This is a genomic window from Methanocrinis sp. (assembly GCF_049974945.1).
Classification (GTDB): domain Archaea; phylum Halobacteriota; class Methanosarcinia; order Methanotrichales; family Methanotrichaceae; genus Methanocrinis.
Genome location: NZ_JBNGCU010000046.1, coordinates 1 through 12,298, shown reverse-complemented (window position 1 = coordinate 12,298; position 12,298 = coordinate 1). Strand labels below are relative to the sequence as shown.

Genomic DNA, 12,298 nt, shown 5'->3' with positions numbered 1-12,298 from the left:
GAAGCTCTGCGGGCAGCCACCCCAGCTTCATAATCTCGGGCTTGGTCATCTCGCAGGTGAGCCCCTCGTGGAGGCTCGCGAAGACCCCTCCTGAGTTGAGGGCGGCGTGGACCTTCTCCATCACCGAGTCGAGATCCCCCTTGCAGGAGTAAAGAGAGGCGGAGGCGAGGATGAGGTCGTATTTTTCGCCGATGGGTTCAAAGCAGATGTCGCCCGAGACTACCTCCATCCGGTCCTCCATCCCAGCCTCAGAGATGAACTTCTCGGCCAGCTTCGCCACCGGCGGAAGGTCGAAGATGACGCCCCTCATGGTCGGATGAGATGCCACCACCGCCATCCCGATGAGCCCTGGCCCTCCGCCCAGGTCCAGCATCTTCCTGAAGGACCTAAACTCCGGGAGCTCCCCCATCAATCCTGCCACCATGGAGGCGATCCCAGACCGCTCGTAGTTGGCGACGGCCGCGGCCCATCGGGCAGTCTCGTCTTCTGATTCCCTTTCAAGCCCGCCTTTCAACTCCTGTGGCCCCTTCGTGACCAGACCCAAAAGATCGTCCAAAACCGGCTCAATATACCGCCACTGCTCCGCGAGAAAATTGCCCACGAAGGTGGGGCTCGTCTCGACGAGGAAGGTCCCGGCGAGGGAAGAGTTCGAATAAAGGCCGCCCCTCTTCTCCAGAAGGTCGAAGGCCGCAAGGCCGTCGAGGAAGATCCTGGTCTTCTCAGGGTGGGCGCCGAGGATCTCCGCCACATCCTCGGAAGATCCTGGCTCGATGAGCAGATCGAAGACGGAGAGCTCTATGGCGGTCAACATGAGCCTGGTCTTGATCGGCGCTATGACCAGCTCATAAAGCTCGACGAAGCTGAGATCAAAGTCCAGAGGTTCGGGCCTGATTTCGGGGCTCATCTCTCTTCCCTCGAAAAGACCGTCCTCCCGTCGTACCTGACTCGGAGAATACGGTGGTAGGGTATCATCGTCTCGCCGAAAGAGAAGAAGGACCGTCCGAGAGAGATCTCGCTCCCCCTGATGGTGATCCTGTCACCGGGCGCTCCCCGGTGGAGGACGTCGATCTCGCACTTCTCCATATCCAGGCCCCGCCACTTGATCTCGTTTAAGATATGCCGAGGGTGTCTTCCCTCCGGCTCGAAATCCGCCAAAATCAGATCCCCTCGTTCTCTTCTCCTTTTTCTCGTCTCCTCGTTCTCTTGTCCTCTTTCTCTTCTCCACCCTCTCTCTTTTGCTCCTCCTATTTTTCACCAGCCCTTGAGAAAGCCTTTTAGGGAACCGGGCCTTTCGTCCTCCCATTCCCTTTACATCGGACTTGATCGACATGTTCCCCGAGGACGCTTACAATCTGGACTTCTTCAAGGAGGAGGGCTTCATCCGCAAGACCTGCGAGAAGTGCGGCGGCCGTTTCTGGACCAGAGACCCGGCCAGGACCACCTGCGGAGACCCTCCCTGCGACCCCTACACCTTCATCGGTTCCCCGGTCTTCAAGCGAGAGATCGAGCTGGACGAGATGCGCGAGCACTACCTCTCCTTCTTCGAGGAGAAGGGCCACACCCGGATCAAGAGGTACCCTGTGATCGCCCGGTGGAGAGACGACATCTACCTCACCATAGCCTCCATCGCCGACTTCCAGCCCTTCATCACCTCCGGGCTCGTCCCCCCGCCCGCAAACCCCCTCACCGTCTCCCAGCCCTGCATCAGGCTCGACGACCTCGACTCCGTGGGAAGGAGCGGCCGCCACCTCACCACCTTCGAGATGATGGCCCACCACGTCTTCAACACCCCCGAGCGGGAGATCTACTGGAAGGAGAGGACGGTCGCCCTCTGCGACGAGCTACTTCTCGGCTTGGGCGCAGACCCCCTGGCAGTCACCTACAAGGAGTCTCCCTGGGCGGGGGGCGGAAACGCCGGCCCCAGCGTCGAGGTGATGATGGGGGGCCTGGAGCTTGCCACCCTCGTCTTCATGGACATGAAGCTCTCGCCCCGCGGCGAGTACGAGATCAAGGGCGAGCGGTATTCAAAGATGGAGAACTACATCGTCGATACCGGCTACGGCCTGGAGAGGTTCGTCTGGGCCAGCAAGGGCTCGCCCACCATCTATGACGCCATCTTCCCCGAGGTCGTGGCTCACATTTCAGAGCTTGCGGGCCTGGACTCCTCGGTCTCCGACGAAGAGCGGGCTCGCATCTTGGCTGCGAACGCCCGGCTGGCGGGGATGGTGGACCTGGAGGACGCGAGCCTCCGGGAGCTGCGGGCGAGGATCGCCTCGGACATCGGGATCTCGGCAGAGGAGCTCGACGAGATAATAACCCCCATTGAGCGGATCTACGCCGTCTCAGACCACACCCGGTGTCTCGCCTACATGCTCGGCGACGGGATCATCCCCTCCAACGTCAAGGCCGGCTACCTGGCAAGGCTGGTCATCCGGAGGACCCTGCGGCAGATGAAGGACCTCTCGATCGAGGTCCCCCTATCCGAGCTCGTCTCGATGCAGCTCTCTCGGCTCGACTACGCCGACCTCGCGGAGAGGCTCGGGACCATCGTCGAGATCCTCGACCAGGAGGAGGGGAGGTACGCCGAGACCCTGGATAAGGGCCGCCGACTGGTGAAGAGGATCGCCGAGGGCTACGGGAAGAGGGGCGAGAAGATCCCCCTCTCGGAGATGATCTCCCTCTACGACTCCCATGGCATCCCGCCCGAGATCGCCAAGGATGCAGCCTCCGAGGCAGGGGTGGAGGTCGATCTTCCCGACAACTTCTACTCGCGGGTGGCGAGCACCCACATCAAGTCCGAGAAGGAGGAGCGAGAAGGGGTGACGATCGACTTTCCCGAGACCCGGCGGATCTTCTACGAGAGGCCCTTCGAGAGGAAATTTTCGGCCCGGGTCCTCGAGGTCGTCGACGGGAACGTGATCCTGGATCAGACCCTCTTCTACCCCGAAGGGGGCGGCCAGCCAGGAGATCACGGCCTGATCAGGAAGGGGTCGAAGGCCTTTCGGGTCGTCGACGTCACGTCGGCGGGTGCGGTCGTCCTCCACAGAATCGCTGAGGAAGAGTCGGCAGAGGCCGCCGCCGAGATCGTGCCGGGCGACTCAATCGAGGGCGAGATCGATATGACGCGCAGGCTCGCCCACGCAAGACACCATACCGCAGCCCATATCATCCACGACTCGGCGAAGAAAGTACTGGGAAGCCACATCTGGCAGGCGGGTGCCCAGAAGTCGGAGGACAGGGCCCGCCTCGACATCTCCCACCACAAGCGGATATCTCGCGAAGAGCTGAAGGAGATAGAGCTTCTCGCCAACAGGACGGTGATGGAGAACGTCCCCATATCCACCGGCTGGCTGGACCGGTCCGAGGCGGAGAAGAGGTTCGGCTTCGAGCTCTACCAGGGGGGCGTTCCCCCAGGAAAGTCCATCCGGGTCGTCCAGGTCGGGACCGACGTTGAGGCCTGCGCTGGGACCCACTGCGCCAATACGGGAATGGTCGGGCCCATAAAGGTCCTGCGGACCGAGAGGGTCCAGGACGGGGTGGAGAGGATCGAGTTTGCGGCTGGAGAGGCCGCGGTCCTGAGGGGGCAGGAGAGAGACGACCTCCTCTTCGGAGCCTCGGAGATCCTGAGCGTCCCGCCCGAGCAGCTCCCCAAGACCGCCACCCGTTTCTTCGAGGAGTGGAAGGACCTGCGGAAGGAGACGGCCCGGCTGAAGGAGGACCTGGCCCGGGCTCAGATGGAGGGACTCACGTCCAAAGCCGTAGAGGTCGGTGGCCTGAAGGCGATCGTAGAGATCGTCGAGAACGCCGACGTCGAGGAGTTGATCAAGGCGGCGTCGATGATCTCGGGGAAGGACTACGTCGCCATCCTGGGAAGCGAGAAGGGTGGAGCGAAGATCGTCGCCGCCGTGGGAAAGACGGGTTTGGCAAAAGGCCTGAAGGCAGGCGAGATCGTCAGGGCAGCAACCAAGGTCGTCGGCGGCGGGGGCGGAGGAAAGCCCGAGATCGCGCAAGGAGGCGGCCCACGGGCGGAGAAGCTCTCGGAGGCTTTGGGGGCGGGCCTGGCGAGGGTTCGAGCTTCCTCAAACTCCTCAAGGGCCTGAGAATCTTTTTAATTGGACCTTCCAGGTGAGGCGTTAAATATAATACTGGGATGCGACTAGACAAAAAATGAATACAGAAATACATGAATACAGAAATACAGGGTGCCAGTTGTAGCCTGCACTCAGACCATCACCGCCCATCTGGAGAGATGCGTGCTTTTGCTTGATCTGAGATCCCGCCGAAGAAGAGCTGAAGACGCGGGTTACCCGCAGGGGAAGGGTTGGGGGAGATCGAGGAGAATCTGCTGGTCTGGACCGCCAGAGGAATTGACGGGATAATAGCCCAAAGCGGCTCGGCTCGGTTAAACGTGGTTATGAGGTGTATTTGGATGAAAATCGCGATTATGGCTTGCAGATCAGCCCCTCGAGGGCTGAAGGCGTTCTTCGGATGCCTGCTACTGTGTCTATTGGCTTTCACGCCGGCGGTAGCCCAGGATGAAAACTTCACCGGGATAGGGGCTAATTTGAAAGACTATGCAGAACTCAGCTTCGCCGTCCCCTCGGGAGTTGTGGTTGAGGCTGAATCGCTATATGAGGAAAATTACACCGAAGGAAGATACGTGGCTGCATCTTTCCTCTTCAACGAGAGCATCGTATGGATCTTACTTCTATATCCATGCGATCTCCCTGGAGGAGAGCTGAACGCCACAGGTCTGAAGTCCGCCATCGAGGGTTATAACCCTGGGCTGAATCAGACCGCCTACAACCCAGCACCCTTGAACGTCAGCGACCGACCTGCCATCTGGGGCCAAGCACCACCCCCGTTGGACAACTTCGCCTTGGTCGCCTACCAGCCATCGAATCAGACCGTCTCTGCGATATTCATCGACCAGAACGTGACCGAGGAAGCCCTGGCCTATTTCCCCGAATCTCTCCAGATAAACGTCAGCGAGAGCAGCTCGCCTCTCTGGCCCGGCTACTGCGCCGGTGATGAGGAGGTCGAAGCGGCAGCAGCTCTAGACGCGGCTTCTGCTCAGGATGGAGCTCCCTCAGAGGTCGATGGCGAGATAAGCCAGACAGAGCAGATCCGAGAGGTAGCATCCGATTCCAATAAAGAGCAGATGTACGCCAACTTGGAGGCCATCGAGGCGCTGAAGAAACGTAAGGGCTTTCCCACTCTCTGATCTTTTGGAGGCCGCACTATGCGGCCCCCAAGCCCATGATGGCTTTTATTGATCTCCGGCGTTTTGCCTCCCCTCTTTGATTTTGGTCTTCTTATCGACTCCACCCACCTCCTACCCTCCCGAATATCTCCATCCCACGACGACGGGGCTTTATCGGGGTGGGAGAGATATGGGCATCGATATCGTCGATCTGGGCCTCGCGAATGGCATTCATCTTATTTTGACCAAAATACTTATTAATTAATCAGTTTATCGGCGATATTGTGTATAATTGATATGATTAAATTGGAGAATATAATAACAAAAATGTGCAATTAGTGTTAACTTTGGTCTCGCTTTGGAGGCGGAGCATATCCCGACAAAAGCCGGTTGATCCTTGGTCCTCGACGACCTCTGCCTCCGTCGGTGAGCACCTCAATTGGTCCCGGAGGCGGACTGGATGGGATCTACTGCCTGGAGATGCCTTTATCACACCGGCATCTCCAGGCAGTAGGTGTGACAAATTAAACTTAAATTGGATCAAGCTTATGAGCAGAGCTGATAAGATGTCACCCGAAGTTGCAGTCGAAACTTCGGAGCTTAAAGAGGAGTACAGCCAGTTCGTGGGCAGAAAAGTCCTCTTCATCCTCCTCTCCCTCGCCGGCATCTTGGTCTTGGCGGGGGTAGCGGCGACCCTGGGATCCGCGAAGATCACCCCCGTCGAGGTCTACTCTGCGATCTTCGCCCGCTTCTTTCCAGGGACCTTTTCTACCACCGAATTCATAGATACCATCGTCTGGCAGCTCCGCCTGCACCGGGTCCTGATGGGCATCTTCGCCGGAATGGGGCTCGCGGTCGCGGGAAGTGCCATGCAGGGGATCCTCAAAAACCCGCTGGCAAGCCCCTTCACCCTGGGGATAGCCTCGGCCGCCACCTTCGGTGCTTCCCTGGCCATCATCCTGGGCGCGGGCTTCGTCAGCGGCCAGTATCTGATCGTCGGAAACGCCTTCGTCTTCACCATGCTCGCCTCCTTCACCGTCTACGGTCTCGCCAAGTACAAGGGGATCACCCCGGAGACTATGATCCTGGCGGGGATCGCGATCATGTACCTATTTTCCGCCATGACCTCATTTCTCCAGTACGTCGGCGAGTCCGAAGAGGTCCACGAGGTCGTATTCTGGATGATGGGCAGCCTTGGCAGGTCCTCTTGGGACAAGGTCGCGATCATCGCCCTTGTGACCGTCGCCTGCACTCTGATCCTGATGGCCTTCTCCTGGGACATAAACGCCCTCGGTGCAGGGGACGAGACGGCGAAGAGCCTGGGGGTGAACGTCGAGCTGGTGAGGATAGTCTGCATGATGCTGGCATCCCTCATCACCGCGAGCATAATCTGCTTCACCGGGACGATAGGGTTCATCGGCCTTGTAGCGCCCCACATCACCAGGATGGTGGTGGGGGGCGATCACAGGTTCCTCCTGCCAGCCTCGGGGCTGGTCGGGGCCCTGATACTCCTCGCGGCCGACACCGTCGCCCGGACGATCATGGCTCCGGTGATACTGCCGGTGGGGATCATGACCTCATTTCTCGGAGTTCCATTCTTCATCTACCTGTTCTTGAAAAGGAGGAAGGAGTATTGGTAAAGATAACGATCAAGGATCTCTCCTTCAGCTACGGGAGCCGCAAGATCCTCGAGGACCTGAACCTGTTGGTCGGCGACTCGGAGGTTCTGAGCCTGGTCGGCCCCAACGGATCGGGCAAGACCACCATGATCAAGTGCATCGACCGTATCCTCAAGCCGAAGGGGTCGATACTTCTCAACGGCGGCCGGGACCTCCAGAGCCTGAGCCGTCAGGAGGTGGCCAGGTACATTGGGTACGTACCCCAGTCCACCACCAGCGTCCTCACCACCACCGTCTTCGATACCATCCTCATGGGCAGAAAGCCCCACATGGGCTGGCGGGTCGCCGAGGAGGACATCGATCGGGTCGTGGAGGTGATGAAGCTCCTCTCCGTCGAGGAGTTCGCCCTCAAGGACTTCTCGGAGCTCTCGGGCGGCCAGAAGCAGCGGGTTCTGATCGCGAGAGCCCTCGCCCAGGAGCCGGAGGTCCTCCTCCTGGATGAGCCGACCAGCAATCTGGACGTCAAACACCAGCTCGAAGCTCTGGATACGGTGAGATCGATCGTCAAGAAGACGGAGATATCGGCGGTGATGGCGATCCACGACCTGAATCTGGCGGCGAGGTACTCCGACAGCCTGGTCATGCTGAAGAAGGGGGTGGTCCATGCCATGGGAGATCCTTCGACTCTGTTGACGCAGGAGAACATCAGGGCGATATTCGGGGTCGAGGCGGTGGTGATGAGGGATCTGGATCGTCCTTATGTCGTGCCCATCAGATCGTTGAATGGCGAGGCGGTCTGAATTAGAGGCAGAAGAAAAGGGGGCGTCAGAGCCTCAGGGGAGCTTTTCCCCATCTGCTCCGCCACCCCGGATCAGGAAGGCTGTTGCCGTATTTGCTGCCTTTTGGCGACGAGCGCGGTTCTCTGAAGGTCACGAAACGGGTTTTCACGCACGTCACTTAAACTACATCTTATTTAGTAATAAACTTTTCGCCTCAATTGCTACAAATGATTGGAGATCAGAAAAAATATATATTGCTGACCCGTCACGCCTTTTCTATCAGGACCATCGGCTTTCCGCAGCAGACCAGCTGGCCAGCACCAGCCTCCTTGACCTCGACCACGTTGCCGCAGACCTCACATCTGTATATCTCGCTCACCTTGGTCATATCATATCACCTCTGACCTCCAAGTTTGGTGCTTTTTACTTTAAGTCTCTTTTGCAGGCGTAGAGCCTCACTCAAACCCCTCTACGAAGTTCTTGACGCAGAGCCCGAGATCGGGGTGGTACCCTCCCTCCAGGACGGCAAACCGTCTTCCTCTGCCCTTCTCCTCCGCCCCCTCCCTGATGATCCTGCCGATCTCCCGATAGTCATCGAGGTCGAGAAGCCCCCCCCAGTCCTTCACATAGGTGTCGAACCCTGCGGAGACCGCGACGAGGTCGAAGTTGTGGGCGTCAACCGCCCTCTCCACCTGGTCGACATATCCCGCGCTATCGAGATTGAGGTAATCAAACCCCATCTCGATGGCTCCGATGTTCACCGTCTTCACCTTATCATCCCACCGAAATATGCTGACCGTTCCATCGCCATAGTGAAGATCGATATCGATTACCAGCACCTTCCCAGCCTCCTCCTCGATCTTTCTTACGGCCACCGCCATGTTGTTGAAGTAGCACATCCCCCAGGCGTGGTCGCTGGAGGCGTGGTGGCCCGGAGGCCGGATCAGGGCGAAGGCCGGCTCCCCCGCCAGGGCCAGCTCTGCGGCGAGAGAGGCGCCTCCGGCGGCGAGGAGGGCCGGCTTCTCCATCCCCCTCCTCCTCACCATCTCGATGTGGCCTCTGCTGTGGACCCTCAATACGTCCTCCAGGGTGGCAGGGGAGGGCTCTACAAACTCGCGCCCTTTCAGCTCCTCTGCCGCTAACCTCGCCCGGTCCGGGTTCTCCACCGGGTTGGTGTGATACCGCTCCTCGAACTTTTTGGAATAGACTATCTTCATGGCTCGACCTCTTCTGCAGGCGACAAATTCTGGGCTAATCTGCGATCTCTATCACCCTTCCGGCCCCGCCCGCGAGGCTCTTATCCGGAAATCTCTCCAGGATCGCGGATATGTGACGGGTGCAGTGGGCGGGGCAGATCAGATCCAGGTCCTCCAGCAGGTCGAGGTCTGAGAATCCATGAAGCCCGCCGATCAGCCCCTTCACCTCTCCGAACCCGGAGGCGACCTTTAGGATCCTTCCCGCGCCGGGGTGGGCGCATCCCGAGATGACCACGATCCCCATGCCGGAGTCGATGGCCATCGACTGCTCTATGCCCGCCAGCTCTCCGGTGGAGTATATCCCGGGATGGATCTCTTGGGGTTCTGCAACCCTCAGAACCTCCGCGTTCCCAGGGGCGGGAGAGGAGCGAGGAACCACCACCCTGGCGGGTTTTATTCTCAGAAGGTCGGAGAGCCCTCCCATATGATCGGCGTGAGGATGGGATATGAAGACCTCCTCGATCGATCTCGGGTCCAGGCCCAGGGCCTCCATGTTCTCGAGAAGTATGTCTCCCCGTGCCCCGGTGTCGAAGAGGACCCTCTTCCCTCTCGCCTCGACCAGGGCGGAGAAGCCCCAGTCGGCTATCAGGTCCCCTCGAAGGGAGGTGTTGTCGTAGATTATGGTGACTCTCATGGCGAAATCCCTCTCCAGTCAGCTTCAGAGGATAATCTTCGTGCGGGACGGCGATAAGGCTTGTCCCCAAAAAACCTGACCTCCTGCCGATGGGAGCGAGGGGGAAAGCTGAGGGGATCGGGAGGATATGGTCGTTCATTGGACGTTTTATATTTATGTACAAATTAGTTTGGGCGACATTTTTATTAGGCCTGCCTAATAAACATATATTCTGGAGGAGATCGATTTGGGATTGCAGGAGACGCTGGGGGAGACGATACCCCTGCTGGGATTCAGCTACTGGGACCTGCTGACTGCCGTCATCGTGCTGCTGGTGGGACTGGTTTTAGTCAAGATGATCGGAAGTGTGCTGGCGAGGGGGCTGAAGAAGAGCAAGCTGCCCGACCTGATGGTGGAGTTTCTAACCCGGCTCGCCACCATCCTGTTGTATGTGGTGGTGGTGCTGGCGGCCGCCAGCGTTCTGGGCTTCGACACCTCTTCGGTGGTGCTGGGTCTATCGGCGGTCGTAGGCTTGGTGCTGGGATTCGGCATGCAGGACACCATGACCAGCTTCTTCGCTGGAGTCTGGCTCACGGCGATAAGGCCGTTCAAAGTCTCCGATTACGTCGAAGTGGCCGGGCACAGCGGCTCCATCAAGGGGGTGGGTATGCTGTCCACAGAGCTGCTCACCCCGGATAACAAGTTCATCACCATCCCCAACAAGAGCGTCTGGGGATCGCCCATCACCAACTACACCCGGATGGATACCCGACGGGTAGACATCAAAGTGGGAACATCGTACTCCGGCGATCTGGAGAAGGCGATATCCGTAGCCATGAAGGTCATGAGAGACCATCCCCTCGTCCTGGAGGCCCCAGAGCCTTCGGTGGTCGTCTCCGAGCTCGCCGACTCCTCGGTGAACATCACCCTCTTCGCCTGGACCAATACCGGGAACTACTGGACGGTGAAGGGAGACCTGACCAGGGAGATCTTCGACGCCTACAACACGCAAGGGGTAGAGATACCCTTCCCGCAGATGGACGTCCACCTGGACAAGTGGGCATCCTCATAAAATAATAGGGTCGCCAGAGCCGCTTCCGCCGGGGGGAGATCTCATGCCTCGACTCCGGCCTCGGCCACGACGGCGTACTCGATGACGGAGGTGTACTCTCCCGCCGGCCCGCCCCCTCGCTTCGCATAGATCCTGAGGATGTAGTCTCCGGCCCTGGGGAAAGAGACCCTGACGATATATTCGTCATCCATCCTCGAGGTGACGGTTCGATCCTCGGGGATCTTCTGCCCCTCCTCGTCCAGGAGCCTCGCCAGCAGGTGGACGTCCTGGGGGACCGAGATCACCACCTCAAGCTCGGACCCTGTGACGATCACCCCCTGGGGATGGCTCTCAACTTCCAGGCCTAGATCCCAGAACGCGTCCCAGATCAGGGGAAAACCGGTCTGGGCCCGGGCCTTTGGCCCGGCCACCAGCCGATAGTCGAGGGTCCAGTCGTAGGCCGCCCCCTCCCCAGCATCGCCCCTCTCGGAGTAGATCCTGAGGATGTGGTCTCCGGGGCCGGGGCAGGCGGCCCTGACGACGACCTCGTCTTTCGACCGCCGGACCAGGGTGAAGCGCTGGGGAAGCTTCCGACCCCTCTCGTCGAGGAGCTCGGCCGTGACGCCCACGTCCTCAGGGGCGGAGAGGGTGACCTTCGCCCCCTCGTCGGCGCGGATGGTGCCCTCGAGGGGGCTTTCTATCCTCATCTCATTCTTGAAGAAGGGGGGCTTTGCGTAGGCCAGCCCCTCAAACTCCTCCTTCGACATCGGCGAGTCCAGAAGCTGCCAGCTCGGATCTTCGGGGAGGTGGGTCCACACCAGCTCCTCGGGCGGGGTGAGGAAGTAGAAATCCTCAAACCTCTGGACGAAGCCCTCCTCGGGGTCCACGGCGCCCGCGCCCCAGGTGGAGTCGACGAGGCGCCACTCTCCATCTATCAGGACGGCGTTCCAGGCGTGGTTCGTCTCTTCGGGTATCTGTGAGCCGACGGAGTATCCGTAACCCTTGGCGTGGCCTCTGATCACCACCACCTCAAGGCCGGAGTGCTCACAGAGGCTGGAGAAGAGGGCGCTGTACCCGCTGCAGACCCCCCTCTTCTCCGCCAGCACCTCCTCGGGGGTCCGGCACCTACGGGGCCCCGTCGTCCCTGCGACGTCGTAGCGGATGTTGGCGCCGATCCACCGGTAGATGGCCCGCGCCCTCTCCTCGTCGCTCTTGGCCAGCCCAGAGAGATATCGGGCGAGATCTTCAATAGACGACTCCGCCTCGGCCGGGGCGCTGAGGGCATGATCGTCGATCTCGCAGCGGACGCTCACCTCCTCGGCCCCGGCCACCACCAGGAGAAGATGGGCGAGGATCAGAACCACCATCCAGAGCAGTCTCATATCGTACCTCGAACTTCAGCCCTCTTCAGCTCCCATCTCTCCTCTCCACCTTTATTGTGTCGAGGAGCCTTTCGGTCGTATCCCACCAGAAGCTCGATTCGATCTCGCACCTGGTCATCCCCAGCATTCGCCCCTCCTCCGTTTGGACCTGGCCGGGCCAGAAGATGGCGACGTAGAGGATCTGGTGGTCCTCATCCTCCCCCACCCCCAGAACTCCGGCCTCGCCCCCTATCGTCCACTCCGACGAGTTCATTCTGCTATAACCCTTCGTTGCCAGGGCCGCCTCGGCGAGAAGCCTCTCCGTACCCAAATTCACGATACCGAACTCGCCACGGCCGGCGATCTCGATCTTCGCAGCCCTGTTTCCCCCGTCCAGGATCACCCTCTGCCGCTCG

The 12,298-nt window shown here is 59.8% G+C and carries 12 protein-coding genes; 5 read left to right on the top strand and 7 right to left on the bottom strand.

All coding sequences use genetic code 11. The features are described 5' to 3' along the window. Window positions 1-904: methyltransferase (locus ACP5EL_RS06010; protein ID WP_428401589.1), on the bottom strand; the 904-nt coding region annotated here is incomplete at its 3' end. Continuing rightward, window positions 901-1,155 (bottom strand): DUF504 domain-containing protein, encoded by a 255-nt coding sequence (locus ACP5EL_RS06005; RefSeq protein WP_428401588.1) that lies wholly within the window; start codon window positions 1,153-1,155, stop codon window positions 901-903. The genes ACP5EL_RS06005 and ACP5EL_RS06010, both read right to left, overlap by 4 nt. Before the next feature lie 173 nt (window positions 1,156-1,328). Here ACP5EL_RS06005 and alaS point away from each other — a divergent pair, with 173 nt between their 5' ends. The 4 genes from alaS to ACP5EL_RS05985 all read left to right on the top strand — a co-directional run bounded on the left by alaS (window position 1,329) and on the right by ACP5EL_RS05985 (window position 7,622). Further along, a complete protein-coding gene (gene alaS, locus ACP5EL_RS06000) occupies window positions 1,329-4,100 on the top strand; it encodes an alanine--tRNA ligase (RefSeq protein ID WP_428401594.1) in 2,772 nt (923 codons plus the stop codon). A 221-nt stretch (window positions 4,101-4,321) separates the two neighbouring features. Next, window positions 4,322-5,224, top strand: coding sequence for a hypothetical protein (locus tag ACP5EL_RS05995; protein ID WP_428401587.1), 903 nt, complete (start codon window positions 4,322-4,324; stop codon window positions 5,222-5,224). 545 nt (window positions 5,225-5,769) lie between these two features. Then, complete coding sequence (locus ACP5EL_RS05990; RefSeq protein ID WP_428401586.1) at window positions 5,770-6,843, top strand: FecCD family ABC transporter permease; 1,074 nt, start codon at window positions 5,770-5,772, stop codon at window positions 6,841-6,843. Then, window positions 6,837-7,622 (top strand): ABC transporter ATP-binding protein, encoded by a 786-nt coding sequence (locus tag ACP5EL_RS05985; RefSeq protein WP_428401585.1) that lies wholly within the window; start codon window positions 6,837-6,839, stop codon window positions 7,620-7,622. Before ACP5EL_RS05990 ends, ACP5EL_RS05985 begins: the two co-directional genes overlap by 7 nt. Before the next feature lie 244 nt (window positions 7,623-7,866). Here ACP5EL_RS05985 and ACP5EL_RS05980 read toward each other — a convergent pair whose 3' ends face one another. The 3 genes from ACP5EL_RS05980 to ACP5EL_RS05970 all read right to left on the bottom strand — a co-directional run bounded on the left by ACP5EL_RS05980 (window position 7,867) and on the right by ACP5EL_RS05970 (window position 9,491). Continuing rightward, window positions 7,867-7,989 (bottom strand): desulfoferrodoxin FeS4 iron-binding domain-containing protein, encoded by a 123-nt coding sequence (locus tag ACP5EL_RS05980; protein ID WP_428401584.1) that lies wholly within the window; start codon window positions 7,987-7,989, stop codon window positions 7,867-7,869. Window positions 7,990-8,056: 67 nt separating this feature from the next. Next, a complete protein-coding gene (locus tag ACP5EL_RS05975) occupies window positions 8,057-8,818 on the bottom strand; it encodes a histone deacetylase family protein (RefSeq protein ID WP_428401583.1) in 762 nt (253 codons plus the stop codon). Between the two features lie 34 nt (window positions 8,819-8,852). Next, window positions 8,853-9,491 carry an MBL fold metallo-hydrolase gene (locus ACP5EL_RS05970; RefSeq protein ID WP_428401581.1) on the bottom strand — a complete coding sequence of 213 codons (639 nt, stop codon included), beginning with the start codon at window positions 9,489-9,491 and terminating at the stop codon, window positions 8,853-8,855. Window positions 9,492-9,717: 226 nt separating this feature from the next. Between ACP5EL_RS05970 and ACP5EL_RS05965 the strand changes: the two genes are divergently transcribed. Next, window positions 9,718-10,542 carry a mechanosensitive ion channel family protein gene (locus ACP5EL_RS05965; protein ID WP_428401580.1) on the top strand — a complete coding sequence of 275 codons (825 nt, stop codon included), beginning with the start codon at window positions 9,718-9,720 and terminating at the stop codon, window positions 10,540-10,542. A 41-nt stretch (window positions 10,543-10,583) separates the two neighbouring features. On the opposite strand, the gene ACP5EL_RS05960 is transcribed toward ACP5EL_RS05965, so the two are convergent. Further along, entirely contained in the window at window positions 10,584-11,903 is a 1,320-nt protein-coding gene (locus ACP5EL_RS05960) for a transglutaminase domain-containing protein (RefSeq protein ID WP_428401579.1), read from the bottom strand. 25 nt (window positions 11,904-11,928) lie between these two features. Then, window positions 11,929-12,298, bottom strand: a 370-nt coding sequence (locus ACP5EL_RS05955) for a hypothetical protein (RefSeq protein WP_428401578.1), incomplete at its 5' end; no start/stop codon positions are given.